Here is a 19,226-nt window from a genome sequence, read left to right on the forward strand (position 1 = left end):
GACGCCGGCCGAAGCTCTGGACGGGTATCTGCAATCTGTTCAACAATCCAGTGTTGCGACGACCGGTTGAATCCGCCTTGACAGCCCTGGTCCGAATGCAGAATAACTCCCTCATGGCGCCGCTGCTGAAACGCGATGTCCAGCGCGTGCCACATTAGTGCGGTATCCAAAGGGTTCGACATCGCTCAACCAACGATGCGCCGGCTGAATACGTCAAGCACCACGGCCAGATAGAGAAACCCCTCGCCGGTCGGAATATAAGTGACATCGGCCACCCAAAGTATGTCCGGACCCTCAGCACTGAAGTGCCGGCGTACCCGGTCCGGCGCACGTCGTGGCCCCGCACGTTGCCGCGTAGTACGCGGCCAGCGCCGTCGGCTTGCCCCGAATAGAGCAGGCGTGCCATTGTGACATGGGCCAACCGGCTCGGTCCGCTTTCAAGAATCCGCATCCTTCGAGGATGCGGCTCCTGTCCCGCCGGGAGAATCAGGCCGCCGCGTGAGCGAGAATGTCGCGCTCGATTTTTAATTGCCGATTTTCGCGGCGCAGACGTGTGAACTCCTAACGCTCGGCCGTCGTCGGGCCATCGTGACGCACGCCGGCGTCCATGTCAGCCTGTGCTACCCCGTCGACTATTGTCTGCACGCTAGGTTCGAACGCCTGCGCCGACTCCTCAGCCGTTCGCTCCGCCTTCACCAGCTCGACCAGGTGAGCCCGGAACTCCGCCGGCTACGGTGTTCGATGCTTGCCCATTTGGCACCCCTCATCCAAAGGATAGGAGTCCGTTTTGGCGGGTCAATTTCACGTTCCGATAGTTCGGCATTATTAGGTAATGCTTCACGAGCAACGGCGCGGTGATGGTCACCCCTGCGTCCTGACGCCGCTTTTCACCCGCCCAGTAAGCCACTTTAAACCGAATGGAAAAAATTCTGCGAACCACTATTCTTTATGCGGGAGGCCGGCGGTTGAGAGGTATTCGAGCAGAAGGAGTTAACAAATTGATCACTAACATATTGCGCCGCGCGTCCAGGGCTACGTGGGTATCGGTTTTGCTGCTGACCACCGCTCCTCACGCCTACTCTGGCTCCGGGCAGAAAGAACCACCGGTCCGTGCCGCGCCAGCTGAGCACGACACCGCCTCCCAAGCCCAGGCTCGGGCGATTCTGATGAAAATGGCGGAGTTCCTTGGGGGGACGCCGAGCTTTCGTGTCGGTGTGCGCAGCGGGTACGACGCCGTGCAGCCGTCCGGGCAGAAAATCGAATTCGGCGAATACCGCACCGTTACGTTGAGCCGGCCGGATCGTATGCGCGTGGAAAGCGAGCGCAGCGATGGCGCAAAAACGCTCGTTGTGCTCACCGGGAAAGAGATCGTTCTGGTCGATCTCGCCAGCAAAGTCTATGCGACGGCGCCGCAACCTGGCAGTCTGGACGAGAGCATCGTGTATTTCGTCAAGGATCTCGGCATGCGCCTGCCGCTCGCGGCGCTCCTGTTGAACTCGCTGCCTGAAGAATTGCAAGCCCGGGTACGGTCGGTGGACTATGTGGAGAAGACGAGTATCTCCGGCACTGCGTCCTATCATTTAGCCGCGCGTACCGACACGGTGGATTTTCAGGTGTGGATAGCCGATGGCGACAAACCTCTGCTGCAGCGGATCGTACTAACTTACAGAAAGGCGGTGGGCCAGCCTCAGTTCTGGGCGGACTTTGTCGACTGGGATCTTGCGCCCCAGCTTAACGATGCGACATTCTCGGCACAGATTCCCGATGGCCTGCAAAAAGTCGCGTTCGCAGCGCAGCTTCCCCGTGCGTCGCCCACGGCTCGCCAGTCGTCTGCGAAGAAGGGGGCGAAATGATGAAAACCGGATCATGGGATCGTGTCGTCACGGCACTCGTCGCCGGAGTATTCGCGCTGGGCTTGATGAATCAAGCGGAGGCACGAGGCGAGAGAGGCGGTGGTGCTCGCGGTGGTGGTGGCGGCGACGGCGGCTTTTCCCGTGGCGGGGCGGCGTCGTCTGGAGGGTTGTCATCCGGCGGCACAACCGCGGCGCAAGGAGGCGCGAAGCGTGGTGGCGGCCAATCAGCGGCGGCCCAACAAACTCTGGCCTCGCGCCAAGCCACCGCAACTTCAACTTCAAGTGCGAATCAGAGTGCGCGCCAGAGTTCGGCGAGTTCGAGGCAGGCAACCTCCAGCCAAAATCAGGCTAACCGGCAGCAGAGCACGAGCGAGAACCAGGCGCAGCGCCAAGCTACGTCGAGTCAGAACCAGAACGCACGACAGACCGCGGCGGCTCAAACGACCAGCCAAAACCAGAGTGCGCGTCAATCCACCGCTAAGGAGATGCAAAACACGCGTGCTACGAACGTGACCAACGTGCAGAACAACTACTCGGGCGGTTGTTACGACTGCAACTCGGATTGGGACGGCGGTTCTGCGGCGGCCGGATTTGTGGCCGGGGCAATGGTGGTCGGTGCGGCCGCTGCCGCAACCACACCGCCGCCCGCAACCACCACCGTCGTCGCTGCGCCTGCGCCTGTCGCGCCGCCGTGCAACGTCGCCCCCATCGCCGTTAAGGACGTGCCGTACTATAAGTGTGGCGCGACGTGGTACGCGACGGGATATGGGAGCGGCGGCGTGGTGTACACGCAAGTTCCGCCACCGCCCGGATACTAGGCAGAACGTGCAGCAAGAACCGCCGCGCGAACTCATCGAGTTCGAGTGTCATAGTCTTGTTGCACGTGCGTCCGTTGACGCGATAGTCCTTCCAGGGCGAGGTGACGCCATGTTCGTCGAGCGCCACCAGACGTTGGTTGGAGATCCGCGACTCGGTGCGTGTAACGCGACAGATAGGCCAACACCGCTTTGGGCCCGGCAAAGGGGCGCTTGGCATACACCACCCGCTTCCATGCGCGCATTGACGCGAGCCACTTGGTAAAAGCAGCCACATCGTCGAGGTGCACGTATTCGCCGAAGAAGCGCAACTGGCCGCGGCGATAGGTGGGCCTCGAGTTCTGCGAGGAAGCGTCGCCGGAACAAACGCGAGTGCACGCGCACTGGAAGGAAGAAACCCGGCCTGCATGCGACCCACCGGTTTCCATCCGGAAGATGGTCAAATCTCGAACCGCACGTAAATAGTTGGCCTGGGTCTTCGGCGCGAGTCGGCGCATGCGCATGTTGTCCATGAGGACGTTCAACTTGCTCGGCCGCATGAACGCCACTGTCGCGAACACGCGGACGAAAAAAACCCGCCGAAACGGGTGAACCACCGTGGAGATCTGCTTCAGCTCAATTCCAATGGCGAAGAGGAAGGTTATCTCGTAAACGAAAAACGCAAACCGAAGATATATCGCTGGCATTTGAACGCTATTTTTAATCGCAGGATGCCGAACGAACACACATGTTGCTTTCGTCGCGGACAGTAACTCCAGGCGACGTGACCGCGCGTGTTGCTGTCGAGCGACAAACTTTACGACACGATAGATTCGGACACCCAATTGCGATTATCGTCGTATCGCGACAGCAACTTCTCCGCAGAGAGGACGGCGCGGTACGGGGTGACGTGAAGCGTTTAACGAAGACAGCCCACAACCCTGGAGTAGCAAATGAAGAAAACTCTCATTGCCGGTGCGGCGCTGGCTACCTTGGCCGGCTCGGCGCAGGCGCAAAGCAATGTCACGCTTTACGGTCTGATCGACGCAGGTCTGACTTACACGAACAGCCAGATCACCGGCACCGGAGCAGGAGGTCACAGCAACTGGCAGATGACGAGTGGCGGCGTACAGTACAGTCGTTGGGGGCTGCGCGGAGCGGAAGATCTCGGCGGCGGGTTGCAGGCGATCTTCACTCTGGAGAACGGCTTCAATCTGAACAACGGGCAGTTGTCGTCGGCCAATCGCATCTTCAACCGCTTGGCGTACGTCGGAGTGTCCAGCCGGGATTTTGGCTCACTGACCTTGGGACGTCAGACTGACGGCATGGTTGACTTCGTAGGGCCGCTCTCGTTGACCGGCACACAGTATGGCGGCACCCACTTCGCACATCCGTTCGACGTCGACAATTTGAACGACTCGTTCCAGATCAACAATTCGGTCAAATATCAAAGCCCGAATTTTGCCGGCTTCAGGATCGGGGCCTTGTATGGCTTCTCGAACCAGGCAGGTGGTTTCGCGAACAACCGTGCGTACAGTGTCGGCATGTCGTACATGTGGGGACCGTTGAACTTTGGCGCCGGGTATTTGCATCTGAACAACTCGGCCGGCACCCCGGCACAACTCAACACGAACGGCGCTGTCACCGATACGCTCGGGACCTCGTTATCAGGTCTTCTGACGCCGACCGCCGTGCCATTAGGTGCACTCGCTCGCCGGCAACAGACGTGGGGCGGAGGCGTCAACTACGCGTTCGGTCCGTTGGTCGCGGGCATCGTCTATACACAAACGAACCTGACCGAGCTGTTCCTCACTGGCTTCAATACCCACTTCCAGAACTATGAAGGAAACATCCGGTTCGCTTTGACACCAGCCGTTATGCTGGCGGCCGCCTACACATACTCACGGGCCGGAGGCAACGCCGGGAGTGGTGCTCCGCACTGGAATCAGGTGAGCGCGCTCGGGAACTACGCCTTCTCGAAACGCACGGACGTCTATATTCAAAGCACCTATCAAAGCGTAAGCGCGAGGGCTGGCAACCCGCTGGGAGTCGCCTGGATCAACGGTGTGAGTTCACCCGCATCGACATCGAATCAGATCGAGGCCACCGTCGGCGTGCGTCACCGTTTCTGATTGGAAGCTTCGGACCGGGGAAGTCGCGCTAAGGGTCAATTCGGGAACCGCCGATTCGAATCCGCAGCCGTAACTACGGCAAGCGCGACCTGAACCAGCATTGCCGGCAAAGGAGAAGGCCATGTCTCGCATGAAATTAGGAGTGCTTTTAGTGATCGGCCCGCAGCACCTTGTTGTGATGTGCGTCGACGATGCGGACGTCGGTTGCATCGGACTTTCTCACTAGTGTCACTCTAACGACATAAGAGACGCTGGTGATGACGATGTTGTCGGGCAACATAGGTGACAGCGCATGCACGTGCCAATTCACCCGCGGAGAAACAGGCCCGCCGGGATGATCTTTCCAGCAATTCGACGTTCCAGTAGAAGGCCGCCTGCGTGCTGCGTTTGCTGGCGATGCTGACGGTCTTCGTCTGAGCGCGGTCCTTGCAGGTCGCGTGCACCGTATGGAGCTTGGCCAGCATGAACGGGCCGAGCGAATGGGGCCTTGCCCCGTGGCCTTTTGTTTTGGGCGCCTGCATGGCGTTTTGTCACTTGCCGTCCAGCTGCTCGCAGGGGGGGTGGCCGTCAATCCACGGTTGCGAACCGTTGCTTCGCGGCCTCGAGAATGCGTCGGGTCACCCTCTTATCTGGAAGGAAATGCCGGGCTCGAAAGAGCCCTGAGCAGATGACGCACGATCGGCACCCGACGATTATGCGAAAGCCAAGTCGCTCACGATCCCCTGCTCAACTTGACGGCGGCTTTCTCCGCGGCCGTCTAAATTGCCTTTCCCTGTAGCCAAACCAAATGCCGACGAACCGCTTCAATCAGCCAGGTGGCGGAAGGCAGCCGGAGTCGAACCGACCAGAGAGTGTCTGACACCCCCTACCGGGTTTGAAGCCCGGCCGCACCACCGGATACGGATGCCTTCCTTCATGGACCCACGACAAAGCCAAGTCCGGCGAGAATCCGGGCGGGCGTCCGATTATAGCGGCGCATGTTCACCCGCTGCCATCGCCCGGATGCGAACGCGGCTGTCTTCGCCGCATCAGGCGATACACGCAATACAGTAACGCCGCCGCTGCGAGCACATCCACGACCGTCGCGCCATGCGATTCGAGCGCGAGCACCGCGACATGCAGTTGGCGCTCGAAGAGCGCGCCGCCCAGAAGCCAGAACGACGCCCACGCAACGATCCCCGCCGTATCCCAGAAGAAGAATGCGAGCACGGCGATCTGCGTCGTGCCCATCAACGGCGGGGTGACGAGTCCGAGTCCCGGCACGAACTTCGATACCGCGACGATAGGCGCGCCGTGGCGCTCGAACAACTCCCCCGTCGTGCGCATGCCGCTATCGACCGCATACGATCTGCGCGAGAGCGCCGCGACGAGCCGACGCCCGTAGATGCGTCCCGCCGAAAACCACACGCTGTCGCCGAGCAGCGCGCCGCACAACGCCGCGAACAGCACGTGCGCGAAGGACAGTCGCCCGCTCGCCACGGCGGAGCCCGCGAACACGAGCAACGGCGCGGACGGCAGCGGCACGCCAAGACGCGTCAGGAGGACGTTCGCGAACACGGCCGCGCTGCCCCACTGCACGATCGCCGACGGCGGAATCTGGATCAATCGGCACCTCTCGATCGCCGGCTGCGATGCACCAACCGAAACTTCATTCGGACCCGGACTCGACGAGCATCACCGGAACGTCTCCACATCCGGCGCTGCTCGCAATTTCGATGCCGCGCCAGGGCGAACCCTCGCCGTGATCGAACGCCATCGGATCGACGCGCCGGTCCGGCCTCAGCACGTTGAACGGCCACGACGGACGCCGCAAGCGTTCGTGCACGACCGATCCGAGCCAGATTGGCGCAGGCGGCGTGCCCTCGCCCTCGCGCACCGCATAATGCGTCGGCCAGAAGCGCAGTACGTCGCGCTCGTCGGCGCCGCGAGGCGAGCGCGCGAACACGAGCTTCGACGGCTCGCCGTTGTTCAGGCGCGGCAGCGCGGGCAGATCGATCGCGGGCGCATTCGGCAACATGACCGACATCACGCTCTTCAAGCTTACATGCGACACCTCCGTCCAGCCGCGCGATATCAGCTGTGCGCGAATCTGCTCGGGCGTCGCGGCCCATTGGACGGTGATCGGCTCGCGACGATCGCCCTCCATGCTCGCTCGATAGCACGAAAACGTGCGCCACACGGTATCGGTCCATTGGATCGGCGTGACGACGATGGTCGCAGGCGCCGCGCTGTGCGCTTCCGTGTCATCGCTCAGTTGCAGGGCGACGCTCGCGCAGATCACGGCCAGCACGGCAATCGGCATCAAGGGCCGCGGTTTCGGTTTGGCGGGATTGCGCCATACGGCCGTGAGCGCGATCAGAAAGACCCACACGGCCGCGAGCGCCGTGCTGCCCAGCGCATCGGAGATGGTGAAGCGGCCGAAATACAGCCCCGCTACGCCGACCGCCGTGACGATCGCGGAGGTCGCCGTCGCGATGAACACGCCCGTCAGCAAGCCCACGCGCCGCAGCAGGAGAAACGCGAGAAAGCCATAGATGACGACGGTTGCCGCCACATGGCTGCTCGGAAAGCGGTGCTCCGCCGGCGTGAAGGAAACGAGGATCGGCTCGTGCGCGGTGAAGCGGATCGCCGCGACCAGCAACTGCGAAAACGCCACGGCCACGACCCAGTACGTGACCGTGCGCCAGCGCCGCTCGAAGCTCATCCACACGATGACCATCGCGCCGAGCGCGAGCAGCGTGGGTGTGCTGCCGAGCGTCGCCGCGCCATCGAGAATCGAATCGGTCCAGGTCGAGCGGAACGATTGCAGCAGCCGATAGATCGACACATCCACCTGCACGATCGATGCGCCGCGCGCGACATTCGCCAGCACGGAGAAAAAGACAAAGGCGGAGGCGAGCAGCAGCACCGAGATCGTCACGATGAGGCCGGTCGCCGGATTGCCCGGATCGAGCGCGCGCGACACGAGCCGTGCCGGCAGGCCGCGGCCCGTTTGCGCCCATGCGAGCAGTTTCTCGCGGGACGCGATGGTCCAGCGCATCGCGTGCGACACGATGAGGCGCGAGAGATTGAACACGATCCATCCAAGCGCGGTGACGATGATCAGGATCACGACGAGCCTGATCGACACCGCGCCCGCCAGCTCGATCGACGCGCCGAATACGACGCCCGGCAGGATATGCGTCGGCGCCCAGACGAGCGCACTCAGGATGTTGACGGCGAGAAAACGCGCAGGCGTCATCCCCGCCACGCCCGCGACGACGGGCACGACGGCGCGCATCGGCGCGACGAAGCGCGCGAGCACGACGCTCTTCGCGCCGTGGGCATCGAAATACTTCCTGCCCGCGGCGAGCGCGCCCGGATGCGCGCGAAACGGCCACATCTGCGCGATCTTGTCCGCATAGCGCTGGCCGAACCAGAAGCTCGCGGCGTCCCCTGCGATGGCGCCCGCGATCGCGCAGACGAATACCCAGCCGAGATTCAGCGCGCCTGCGCCGACGAGCGCACCGGCGATGAACATCGCGGTGCTGCCCGGCACGAAGGTGCCGATGAACGCGACCGATTCGAGAAACGACGCGAGCAGCACCACGGCGAGCGCCCACTCGGGGTGGCCCGACAAGAGGTGCAACAGCTTGAAGTAGGAATGCTCCATCGTGATCGACAGGCGAAAGCGCAGCGGTGCGCAATCGTCAGACGGACTCGTGCCAGCGGCTATCGCTGCGCAACAGGTGAAGATCGCGGTGGAATCGAGTGTACCCAACGCGGTCGAAGAACTCCAAAATCTGTATCGCGCGTTTTCGGCCGAGCGCACTCGCGTCGCGGAAGGCGGCCGCGCCGAGCGCGCCGCCCTGCGCCTCGGCCTGCTGCGCGACGAGTTGCGCCAGTGCGCCGATCGACGCGCGGCAGTAGAACAGATCGCGCACGACCTGATACACGTCGCCGCGGCGTGCGAGTTTTTTGAGGAGCCTGCGCATCTCGTCCTCGCCGATGCCGTGCGCGCGGGCGAGATCGCGCACCCAGGGCGGTTCGAAACGCCCCTCTTCGAGCGATGCCAGCACCGCGCGCGCCAGTGCTTCTTCCCTTTCGTCGAGCGTCACCGCATGCGCCGGCAGATGCAGCCACGGCCCGCTCCTCGCAATCGTTGCGCTCGCCACGGCATCGTCGACGAGCGCGCGCCACAGCGCATCAGGCGCAAGCGGCGCGGCCATGCGGCGCAGGCGCGCGGCGTCGGGGCCCTGTTCGTCGGAGAAGCGTTCGTGGAATGCGGCGAGCGCGTCGAGAAGGCGCGTCTTCATGGCGTCCCAATGACGCGATGCAATATAAAGCGTGTCGTCATGCGTGGAAACGGCGCGCAGGCCTTCCGGCGTCATCGATCGTCCGCGGAGGTGCTCGATCAGCGAACGCGGCAAGCCATACGGCGCCTGCTCGAAGAGCGCATCGACGCGGCCCGTGTCGAGCATCGCGACGAGCGCATCGAGCCACGCGCGGCGTTGCGGCGTGCGGCGCTTGCGCGCGGGCGCGAACGGATCGAGCACGCGTCCGCCGCCCACCGTCCGGTTCGCCTGCGCATTGCGCACGATGAAGCGGTCGCCGGGCAGCGCGCAAACGGGCTGATCGAAGACGAGCTGCACGCGCGCGGTGTGCCCCGATGCAAGCGTGTCGGCTTCGAGCAGCGCGACATGCGCGACGCGATGCGTCGTGCCCAGATGCACATGCAAGGGCGCCCAATGCGTGAGCGTGAGCTGCGCGTCATCGAGCAAGGTCAGCTCGACATCGAGCCGCTCGGACGCACGCGCGAGCCGCGTATCGACGATCCAGTCGCCGCGCGCGAGCGCATCCTTGTCGATGCCCGCGAGATTGAGCGCGCAGCGCTCGCCCGCCCGCCCCGTCTGCGCCGCGCGATTCTGCGCGTGAATGCTGCGCACGCGCACAGGTGCACCGGACGCTTCCCGCGGCGCGAGCGCCATCGTGTCGCCGATGTTCACGCGGCCCGCGAAGACCGTGCCCGTCGCGATCGTGCCCTGCCCTGTCAACGTGAACACGCGATCGACCGCGAGCCGGAAAAAGCCGTCGTCGCGGCGCGTGCGCCAGTGCGCGGCGGCATCGCGAAGATAAGCGCTCAGTGCGGCGACGCCTTCGTCGTCGGCCTTCGTCGCATCGGTGTCGAACAAGGGCGCAGCGCGCAACGGGCCGTCCGCGAGCAGCGCTTCGATTTGCGCGTGCACGTCGCGCACGCGCGATGCCTCCGCGCGATCGCACTTGGTCACCGCGACCGCGCCCCGCGTCACGCCGAGCAGCTCGAGTATCGCGAGATGCTCGCGCGTTTGCGGCATCACGCCATCGTCGGCGGCGATCACGAGCAAGGCGAAGTCGATGCCGCACGCGCCCGCCGCCATCGTATGCACGAGCTTCTCGTGTCCGGGCACGTCGATGAAGCCGAGCACGCCGCCGTCGTTCAACGGCACATATGCGTAACCCAGTTCGATCGAGATGCCGCGCGCTTTCTCTTCCTTCAGGCGATCGGTGTCCACGCCCGACAGCGCCCGCACGAGCGTCGTCTTGCCGTGATCGATATGCCCCGCCGTGCCGACGATCATTCGCGTGCTTCCAGTTGGGCGACGAACGCGGCTTCGTCGGCCTCTTCGAGACAGCGCAGATCGAGCCGCAATGCGCCGTCCGCGATGCGCCCGAGCACCGGCCGCGGCAAGTCGCGCAGCCGCTTCTCGACGCGGTTGAGCGCACCGCCCGGCCGCTTGCCGCTCGCGAGCCGCACGCCGAGCCCGTAGCTCGGCAGGACATCGACAGGCAACGCGCCGCTGCCGATCTGGCTGAACATCGGTTCGGCGCCAACCGTGAATTCGTCGCCGACGAAGCCTTGCAGCGCAGGCTCGATGCGCTCGGCCGCGAGGCGCATGACATCGGCGGGACGTGTGAGAAGGCGCAATGTCGTGAGACGTTCGGCGAGCGTTTCGGGCGCGCGATACAGGCGCAACACCGCTTCGAGCGCGGCGAGCGTCAGCTTGCCGACGCGCAATGCGCGCTTCAGCGGATGTTTCTTGATCTTCGCGATCAGGTCGCGCCGCCCGACGATCAGCCCCGCCTGCGGCCCGCCCAGCAGCTTGTCGCCGCTGAAGGTGACGAGATCCGCGCCTGCCGCGACGGTCTCGCGCACCGTCGCTTCGCGCGGCAAGCCCCACTGCGCGAGATCGACGAGCGTGCCGCTGCCGAGATCCATCGCGACGGGCAGCCCGCGCGCCTTCGCGAGCGGCGCGAGTTCCGCGAGGGTCACTTCCTTCGTGAAGCCGCTCACCGCGTAGTTGCTGCAATGCACCTTCATCAGGAGCGCGGTCTTCGCGTTGATCGCTTCGTCGTAGTCTTTCAGATGCGTGCGATTCGTCGTGCCGACTTCGCGCAGCTTCGCGCCCGCGCGGCTCATGATGTCGGGAATGCGAAACGCGCCGCCGATCTCGACGAGCTCGCCGCGCGACACGATCACTTCCTTTCGCGATGCGAGCGCGGACAGCGTGAGCAATACGGCCGCCGCGTTGTTGTTCACGACAGTCGCGGCTTGCGCGCCCGTCAGTTCGCAGATCAGGCCGTTGATGAGATCGTCGCGATCGCCGCGCGCGCCCGTGTCCAGATCGAATTCGAGGTTGGCGGGCCGCGTGAGCATCTCGGCCACCGCGCGCACCGCTTCGTCGGGCAGGAGCGCGCGGCCGAGGTTGGTATGCAGCACCGTGCCCGTGAGATTGAAGACGCTGCGCACGCTGCTGCGCGCGCGCTTTGCGAGCCTCGCATCGACGGTGCGCGCGAGTTGCGCATCGCTCAAGGCGTCGACGGATGCGCGGCCTGCCTGCGCATCGGCGCGCCATGCGTCGAGCGTCTCGCGCAACACGGCGAGCGTCTGCGTGCGCCCGTATCCGGCGATCACCGCCTCGAATTCTGCCGATGCCAGCACGCGCTCCACCGATGGCACGCGGGCCATCAACGCGCGCAGTTCGCCGCCCTCGCCGCCTTTGACGTCGCTCATCGATCGTCTTCCGAATGTTCGGGCCACAGCCACGGATGGGGCGCCGCGCGCCGATAGCCGGCCTCGCCCATCAACAGGTCTAGGGTGAGGCTCGCGAGATCGTCGGCGTAGGGCTCGAAATCATAGGCCTTGTCCTGATAGCCGATCTTGCGGTACGTGCCGCATTCATCGCACGACTCCGCCTTGAGCGGCGCGCTCTTCGCCCGCGCGGACTTCTCGCTTTCGGGTTCGTCGCCGGTGCCCATCACGTGATAGGCGATGCCTTTGGTCGAATCGCAGTTCGTGCACTTGGCGCGGACCACGTGAAGCTCCGTCGCGCAGAGGCCGCATTGCGCGTAGCGATAGCCGTCATACGCGCCGCCCACACGCACGATGCTCGCCACCGGCACCGAACCGCAGACCGGGCATACCCCGGGCGTGTCGAGATAGGGCACGTCCTTCGTGTCGATGCGGCTCGCGAGATCGGTCCACACGACTTGCAGCGCGGCCGCGATGAACGGCGCCGCGGCCGGATCGATCTCGGCGAAGCGCAGCGCGAGGACGGCATCGGCCTGGCTGTCGAGCGCGGCGGCGTCCGTCGCGCGCAGGCGGCCGACGAGTTGCGTGAGCGCGGGCGTCAGCGCGCCCGCGGCCTCGATGCCGTCGAGCAGCATGAAGAGCACGTCTCGCCACGCGGGATCGCGTGCGTCCGTGAGCGCGGGGACGATGGGCATCGAATGACGCTGGTTCAGTTCGATCGATGCGCGCGAGGGCATCGGCGCGTTGAATCCGGCGAGCACGCGCTGCTGGGCATCGGCGAGCGCGGCCATCAGGCGCAGATAACCGGCGATGGGATTGCTCGCGTCGGCGAGTTGCACAAGGCGCGCGGCGCGCGCGGCGAATATCGTGGCGCGCTCCGGCATGCGCAAGCGCGGAATCGCCGAGGGATCGAGCGATTCGATTCTCGCGGCTTCGACTATGCGTTGAACCACGGAAGGTTTCCTCGCGGGGATGAGCGGTCGATCAAGGATATCAGCTAATTGGACAAGAAATGGACCGCGCCCCGCGCACACTGGCCCGCCGTCGCGACAGCCCTTTACTTCCCGATAATCTCCCTGAACCAGCGCGGATGATGCTTGCGCGCCCATCCATACGTGACCGTGCCGCGCGTCATCGCGCCGATCGATCCCTTCACCCACAGCGCGGCGTAGATATGAACGATGATCGACACGATCAGCACGAACGCCGTCGCCGCATGCACCACCGACGCGATGCGAATGACCGTGATCGGGAAATAAAACGCAAAGTACGCGCGCCATATCACGATCCCGCTCAAGAGCAGCAGCACGAGACTCGCGACCATCACGAAGAACAGCAGCTTCTGCCCCGCGTTGTACTTGCCGATCTCCGGCAAGCGATCCTCGCGATTGGTGAGCACGTCGTTCATCTGCTTCATCCACTGGACATCGTTGCGGTCCAGATAATTGTGATGCCAGAAGCGCAGCGCGAGGATCAGAAACGAGATGAACATCACGCAGCCGACGAACGGATGCAGAATGCGCGTCCACTGCCCGCCGCCGAAAATCGCGTAGAGCCATGACATCGACGGATGGAACATTGCGAGCCCGGAAAGCGCGAGCAGCACGAAGGTGATCGCGGTGATCCAGTGATTGGTGCGTTCGTTCGGCGTGTAGCGCACGATCAGACGATGGCCCTTCACGTCACGCAGTTCGCTATCGTGTTTCATCTTCACGCTCCTGTCCGCCTTCCCGGCGACGCCGCACCTCTTCCGCCTCGCGGTGCGCTTCCACTTCGTCTTCCTCGCTGACTTCGTTCGGGCCGATGCGCGTGTAATGGAAGAACCCCGCGAGCGCCGCGAGCGCGATGCCCGCCATCGCGAGCGGCTTGGTCACGCCCTTCCAGATCGACACGAGCGGGCTGATGTGCGGATCCTTCGCAAGGCCGTGATACAACTCCGGCTGATCCGCGTGGTGCAGCACGTACATGACGTGCGTGCCGCCCACGCCCGGCGGATCGTACAAACCGGCATTCGCAAAGCCCCGCTCTTTCAGGTCCTCCACGCGATCGGCCGCCTGCACCTGCATGTCCGCCTTGGTGCCGAACATGATCGCGCCGGTCGGGCACGTCTTTACGCACGCGGGCTCCTGCCCGACCGCGACGCGGTCCGAGCAGAGCGTGCATTTGTACACGCGATGATCTTCCTTGGAGAGCCGCGGAATGTTGAAGGGACATCCGGTGATGCAATAGCCGCAACCGATGCAGTTCTCCTCGTGAAAATCCACGATGCCGTTCGTGTACTGCACGATCGCGCCCGGCGACGGACACGCCTTCAGACACCCTGGATCCTCGCAATGCATGCAGCCGTCCTTGCGGATCAGCCACTCGAGGTCGCCCTTCGGATTCTCGTATTCGGTGAAGCGCATCACGGTCCACGAATGCTCCGTGAGGTCGCGCGGGTTGTCGTAGATGCCGGTCGTGTGACCGATGTCGTCGCGCAGATCGTTCCACTCCATGCACGCCGTCTGACACGCCTTGCAGCCGATGCACTTCGACACGTCGATGAGCTTCGCCACCGTCCCCGTGACCGGCTCGCGCACCTGCGTCTGCGGCGTGGTCGTCGCCGAGAGACGTTTGATATCGAGCGATTGCAGAGCCATCTCGTCCCCCTTATGCCTTCTCGACCTTCACGAGAAACGACTTGAACTCGGGCGTCTGCGAGTTCCCGTCGCCTACCGAAGGCGTGAGTGTGTTGACGAGATAGCCCGGCTGCGTGAGGCCCTTGAAGCCCCAGTGCAGCGGCAGGCCCACGGTGTGCACTTTCTTGCCCTCCACGGTCAGTGGCTTGATGCGTTTCGTAACGAGCGCCACCGCGACGATATGCCCGCGATTGCTCGACACCTTCACGCGATCCCCCGCGACGACGCCCACTTCCTTTGCATGCTCCTCGCCGATCTCCACGAACTGCTGCGGCTGCACGATCGCGTTCAGGCGCGCGTGCTTGGTCCAGTAGTGGAAGTGCTCGGTGAGCCGGTACGTGGTCGCCGTGTTCGGGAACTTGTCTGCCGTGCCGAACGCGGCGCGATCGTCCGCGAATACGCGCGCGGCCGGATTGCTCGTCACCGCCTTGTTGTCCGGGAAGAACGGGTTGTAGCCGAGCGGCGTCTCGAACGGCTCGTAATGCGCGGGGAACGGCCCTTCGTTCATGCCGTCGCGCGCGAAGAAACGCGCGACGCCTTCCGGATTCATGATGAAGGGGCTCATGCCCTTGTCCGGCGGCTCGTCGACCTTGAAGTCGGGGATGTCCGAGCCCGTCCATGCGCGCCCGTTCCACGCGACGAGCTTTCTCGACGGATCGAACGGCTTGCCGTTCACATCGCACGATGCGCGGTTGTACAGCACGCGCCGGTTCGCCGGCCACGCCCACGCCCAGCCGAGCGTCTGGCCGATGCCGGTCGGGTCGGAGTTGTCGCGCCGGCCCATCTGGTTGCCCGCCTGCGTCCATGAGCCGCAGAAGATCCAGCAGCCGCTCGCGGTCGAGCCGTCGTCGCGCAGTTGCGCAAAGCTCGCGAGCTGCTCGCCGCGTTTTGCGAGCACTTTCGTCTGATCGGCGGGATCGGTGACGTCGGCAAGCGCGCGGCCGTTGAACTCCATCGCGATCTCTTCGGGCGTCGGGCTCTCCGGGTCCGCATACGGCCAGGTCATCTTCAGGATCGGGTCGGGATACTTGCCGCCCTTTTCCTGATAGGCCTTTCGCATGCGCAGCCACAGACCCGACATGATCTCGAGATCGCTCCTCGCCTCGCCCGGCGGCGTCGTGCCCTGCCAGTGCCATTGCAGCACGCGCGACGAGCTCACGAGCGAGCCGCGCTCTTCCGCGAAGCAGCTTGTCGGCAGACGGAAAACTTCTGTCTGGATCTTCGATGCATCGACATCGTTGAATTCACCGTGGTTCTTCCAGAACTCCGACGTTTCCGTCGCGAGCGGATCCATGATGACGAGCCACTTCAGCTTCGACAGGCCAAGGCCGATCTTCGCCTTGTTCGGCGCGGCCGCGAGCGGATTGAAGCCCTGGCAGATATAGCCGTTCATCTTGCCCGCGGCCATCAGTTCGAAGACCTGCAGCATGTCGTAGGACTTGTCGAGCTTCGGCAGGTAGTCGAACCCGAAGTTGTTGTCGGCCGTCGCGTTGTCGCCCCACCACGACTTCATGAAGCTCACGTGGAACGCGCGGTAGTTCTTCCAGTAGCTCAACTGGTTCGGCCGCAGTGGCTGCGCCGCGCGTTTCTTGATGTACTCCTCGTACTCCTGTTCGCCTTCCATCGGCAAGGTCATGTAGCCGGGCAGCAGGTTCGACATCAGGCCGAGGTCCGTCAGGCCCTGAATGTTCGAATGCCCGCGCAGCGCATTCATGCCGCCGCCCGCAATGCCGATATTGCCGAGCAGAAGCTGCACCATCGCGCCCGTTCGGATCATCTGCGCGCCGACCGAGTGATGCGTCCAGCCGAGCGCATAGAGGATCGTGCCCGCGCGATTGGGCGCGGCGGTCGTCGCGAGCATCTCGCAGACCTTGAGGAACTTGTCGGTCGGAGTGCCGCAGACTTTCGTCACCATCTCCGGCGTGTAGGCGGCGTAGTGCTGCTTGAGCAGGTTGTAGACGCAGCGCGGATGCTGCAACGTCGGATCGGTCTTGACGTAACCGTCCTCGCCGCGCTCGTAGTCCCAGCTCGACTTGTCGTACTTGCGATGTTCGGCGTCGTAGCCCGAGAACACGCCGTCCTTGAACGCGAAGTCCTCGCGCACGATGAACGACATGTCCGTGTAGTTCTTCACGTACTCGTGCTGGATCTTGTCGTTCGTGAGCAGATAGTTGATGACGCCGCCCAGGAACGCGATGTCCGTGCCGGTGCGAATCGGCGCGTAGAAATCCGCGACCGATGCCGTGCGCGTGAAGCGCGGATCCACCACGATGAGCCGCGCACGACGATGCGCCTTTGCCTCGGTCACCCACTTGAAGCCGCACGGGTGCGCCTCGGCCGCATTGCCGCCCATCACGAGAATCAGGTCCGTGTTCTTGATGTCGACCCAATGGTTCGTCATCGCTCCACGGCCAAACGTCGGGGCAAGACCTGCCACCGTCGGGCCATGTCAGACACGCGCCTGATTATCGAATGCGAGCATCCCCCAACTGCGCACGGTCTTGTGCGTCAGATAGCCGACCTCGTTGCTCGCCGCCGACGCCGCGAGAAAGCCCGAAGTCAGCCACCGGTTGACCTTCTTGCCGTCGGGCGTCGTCTCGACGAAATTCGCGTCGCGATCTTCCTTGAGAAGCACGGCGATGCGGTCGAGCGCCTCGTCCCACGAGATGCGCTTCCACTCGTTCGACCCGGGCGCGCGATGCTCGGGATACAGCAGCCGGCTCGGGCTATGAATGAAGTCGATGAGCGAGGCGCCTTTCGGGCAGAGCGTGCCGCGATTGACGGGATGATCCGGATCGCCTTCGATATGGATGATGCTCGGCTTGGCGTTCTTGGCGTTGTCGCCCAGGCCGTACATAAGAATGCCGCACCCGACTGAACAGTACGGGCAGGTATTGCGCGTTTCCGTGGTGCGCGACAGTTTGTATTGCCGGACTTCGGCGAGCGCGGGTGCCGGAGAAAAGCCCATTGCCACCAGGCTCGAACCGGCCAGCGTGCTCGCGGAGACCTTCAGGAACTGTCGCCGTGACATCTGGAGCATGATTGCCCTCGGCGCGTCGTAAAGTGGTTTCACAAGTATATGGTGCACGATTACATCGCGCAGACAGGTTGACACGGTGTTTGCACCAATGCGCCCATTTGCCGCGCAAACCGCGCTCCTTCAGCAAGTCACGCGCCTGCGTCGGCATGCGCTGGAATGGAACGTGCTCGACGGGATGGACATCGCCGGGCATCCGCGCTCCATCACCGATTCGAGAGGTCGTCATGAGTTCCGTCTCCACGCAGAAGATCGAAGCGGCCGTGAAAAAAGACGCTTCCTGGGTCCTCGGCGCGCTCAAGCAGTTCTCGGAAAACCGCTGCGCCGCGATGGCCGCGAGCATCGCTTTCTACTCGGCGTTCTCGCTCGCGCCGACGCTCGTCATGGTCATCGCCGTCGCCGGCTGGGTGTTCGGGCCCGAAGCCGCGCGCGGGCAGCTCTTTCATCAGGTGAACGGACTCCTCGGCGATCAGGCGGCCGCCGGCGTGCAGAGCATCGTCGAGAATGCGCATCGCAGCGGCGGAACGGGCATCGCCGCGATCATTTCGTTCGTGCTGCTGGCGGTCGGCGCGTCGGCGACGTTTTCATCGCTTAATACGGCGCTCAACATCGTCTGGCCGATGAGCGGCGAGCAGCGCTCCAGCGTCATTGCGATGGTGCGCGTGCGGCTCGTATCGTTCGGGCTCGTGCTCGGCGTCGCGTTCCTGCTGATCGTCTCGCTCGTGCTCGACACCGCGATTCAGGCCGTCGGCATGTGGCTGTGGGCGAATTCGCCGTTCGTGATCATCGGCGATGTCGTGCAGCTCGCCGTCGGCCTCGCGATTCTCACGGTCGCGTTCGGCGCGTTGCTGAAGTTTTTGCCCGACGCGCCGGTGGAGTGGCGTGATGCGCTCGTGGGCGGGCTCGTCGCCGCGCTGCTGTTTTCGGCGGGCAAGAAACTCTTCGCGCTGTATCTCACGCACGCGGGTACGGCGAGCGCGTTCGGCGCGGCCGGATCGCTCGCGGTGCTCCTGATGTGGCTGTACTTCTCCGCCGCCGTGCTCTTGCTCGGCGCGGAGTTTTCGGCGGCGCGCGCGCGTCTGCACGATCCGCGCGGCGCGTGGGGACAACAGAACAACGGCCGCGTGCCGCCCGGAAGCCGCGCGAAGATCGGCTCGATGCTCGCCGCCTCGACGCGCACCGCGGGGCCGGTGACCGCCAGCGCGTCGACGGTTGCGCCGGTTACGCCAGCGAGCGCTCGCGCGGACGCGCCGGTCACAGCAGGCGCGCGTCGCGCGATCGGTGCGCGCGCCCAGCACGCGCAGCAACTGACGGGACAGGCGCGCAAGAAGGTATCCGCCGTGACGCGGGCGCTGGAGTTGTCGCGCAAGCTCGCGCGGGCGGAATCGACCGCCACGCGCGTCACCGCACACGCGATGGTCGGGGCGGGCCGCAAGGCGTCGCATGCCAACGCGGCGGTGCGGCGGCATCCGTGGCGCGCGGTGCTCGTTGCAGCCGGCGCGGGCATGGCGCTCGCGCTGTTGTCGCGGCGCGACGCTGCGCCGGCGGACGACGCAGACGTTCGAAACTGATCCTCTGACGGCGCAGCACCGCTGTCCATCGAATCCGAAAAATCGCGTGTCGAAAAAGCGCTTTGTTATTTGAAACGCGCGTAATCGAATATCGACGCTAAAAATCACAGATT

Annotated in this window: 14 protein-coding genes, 1 tRNA gene and 1 pseudogene; 4 read left to right on the plus strand and 12 right to left on the minus strand. The window is 64.2% G+C overall.

Translation table 11 applies throughout. The annotated features are described in order from the left end of the window. Positions 1-185: 185 nt before the first annotated feature. Entirely contained in the window at positions 186-284 is a 99-nt protein-coding gene (locus NCT32_RS37620; protein WP_409219297.1) for a DDE-type integrase/transposase/recombinase, read from the minus strand. A gap of 765 nt (positions 285-1,049) precedes the next feature. Here NCT32_RS37620 and NCT32_RS19380 point away from each other — a divergent pair. Together NCT32_RS19380 and NCT32_RS19385 are read left to right on the plus strand one after the other, a co-directional pair. Then, positions 1,050-1,853 carry a DUF2092 domain-containing protein gene (locus NCT32_RS19380; protein ID WP_250490486.1) on the plus strand — a complete coding sequence of 268 codons (804 nt, stop codon included), beginning with the start codon at positions 1,050-1,052 and terminating at the stop codon, positions 1,851-1,853. A 485-nt stretch (positions 1,854-2,338) separates the two neighbouring features. Further along, complete coding sequence (locus NCT32_RS19385; protein WP_143756323.1) at positions 2,339-2,671, plus strand: hypothetical protein; 333 nt, start codon at positions 2,339-2,341, stop codon at positions 2,669-2,671. Here NCT32_RS19385 and NCT32_RS19390 read toward each other — a convergent pair. Next, a pseudogene (locus tag NCT32_RS19390) lies at positions 2,670-3,133 on the minus strand (transposase); the annotation flags it as partial. The gene NCT32_RS19385 and the pseudogene NCT32_RS19390 sit on opposite strands and share 2 nt — an antisense overlap. A gap of 467 nt (positions 3,134-3,600) precedes the next feature. On the opposite strand from NCT32_RS19390, the gene NCT32_RS19395 reads away from it, so the two are divergent. After that, positions 3,601-4,779: a porin gene (locus tag NCT32_RS19395; protein ID WP_061117936.1), complete on the plus strand. Its 1,179-nt coding sequence runs from the start codon at positions 3,601-3,603 to the stop codon at positions 4,777-4,779. A 233-nt stretch (positions 4,780-5,012) separates the two neighbouring features. Here NCT32_RS19395 and NCT32_RS19400 read toward each other — a convergent pair whose 3' ends face one another. The 10 genes from NCT32_RS19400 to fdnG all read right to left on the minus strand — a co-directional run bounded on the left by NCT32_RS19400 (position 5,013) and on the right by fdnG (position 17,545). Continuing rightward, positions 5,013-5,300, minus strand: a complete 288-nt coding sequence (locus tag NCT32_RS19400; RefSeq protein WP_143756322.1) for a hypothetical protein — start codon at positions 5,298-5,300, stop codon at positions 5,013-5,015. Between the two features lie 295 nt (positions 5,301-5,595). Further along, positions 5,596-5,691: transfer RNA gene (locus NCT32_RS19405), tRNA-Sec, on the minus strand. Between the two features lie 69 nt (positions 5,692-5,760). After that, the gene (locus NCT32_RS19410; protein WP_061117935.1) at positions 5,761-6,384 is read right to left on the minus strand and encodes a DedA family protein; all 624 of its coding nucleotides are present in this window, start codon (positions 6,382-6,384) and stop codon (positions 5,761-5,763) included. A 43-nt stretch (positions 6,385-6,427) separates the two neighbouring features. Next, the gene (locus NCT32_RS19415; protein ID WP_061117934.1) at positions 6,428-8,431 is read right to left on the minus strand and encodes a bifunctional DedA family/phosphatase PAP2 family protein; all 2,004 of its coding nucleotides are present in this window, start codon (positions 8,429-8,431) and stop codon (positions 6,428-6,430) included. 37 nt (positions 8,432-8,468) lie between these two features. Continuing rightward, a complete protein-coding gene (gene selB / locus NCT32_RS19420) occupies positions 8,469-10,376 on the minus strand; it encodes a selenocysteine-specific translation elongation factor (protein ID WP_061117933.1) in 1,908 nt (635 codons plus the stop codon). Next, positions 10,373-11,809, minus strand: a complete 1,437-nt coding sequence (gene selA / locus NCT32_RS19425; RefSeq protein WP_061117932.1) for an L-seryl-tRNA(Sec) selenium transferase — start codon at positions 11,807-11,809, stop codon at positions 10,373-10,375. Before selA ends, selB begins: the two co-directional genes overlap by 4 nt. Beyond that, positions 11,806-12,780, minus strand: a complete 975-nt coding sequence (gene fdhE / locus NCT32_RS19430) for a formate dehydrogenase accessory protein FdhE (protein WP_061117931.1) — start codon at positions 12,778-12,780, stop codon at positions 11,806-11,808. The genes selA and fdhE overlap by 4 nt, the downstream gene beginning before the upstream one ends. A gap of 104 nt (positions 12,781-12,884) precedes the next feature. Continuing rightward, the gene (locus tag NCT32_RS19435; protein ID WP_061117930.1) at positions 12,885-13,535 is read right to left on the minus strand and encodes a formate dehydrogenase subunit gamma; all 651 of its coding nucleotides are present in this window, start codon (positions 13,533-13,535) and stop codon (positions 12,885-12,887) included. Then, positions 13,522-14,466 carry a formate dehydrogenase subunit beta gene (gene fdxH, locus NCT32_RS19440; protein WP_061117929.1) on the minus strand — a complete coding sequence of 315 codons (945 nt, stop codon included), beginning with the start codon at positions 14,464-14,466 and terminating at the stop codon, positions 13,522-13,524. Before fdxH ends, NCT32_RS19435 begins: the two co-directional genes overlap by 14 nt. 10 nt (positions 14,467-14,476) lie before the next feature. Further along, positions 14,477-17,545 (minus strand): formate dehydrogenase-N subunit alpha, encoded by a 3,069-nt coding sequence (fdnG, locus tag NCT32_RS19445; RefSeq protein WP_143756321.1) that lies wholly within the window; start codon positions 17,543-17,545, stop codon positions 14,477-14,479. 224 nt (positions 17,546-17,769) lie between these two features. Here fdnG and NCT32_RS19450 point away from each other — a divergent pair, with 224 nt between their 5' ends. Beyond that, on the plus strand, positions 17,770-19,113 hold the full coding sequence (locus NCT32_RS19450; protein WP_061117926.1) for a YhjD/YihY/BrkB family envelope integrity protein: 1,344 nt from the start codon (positions 17,770-17,772) through the stop codon (positions 19,111-19,113). Positions 19,114-19,226: the final 113 nt, after the last annotated feature.

It is taken from the genome of Caballeronia sp. INML2, assembly GCF_023631365.1.
GTDB classification, from domain to species: Bacteria; Pseudomonadota; Gammaproteobacteria; order Burkholderiales; family Burkholderiaceae; genus Caballeronia; species Caballeronia turbans.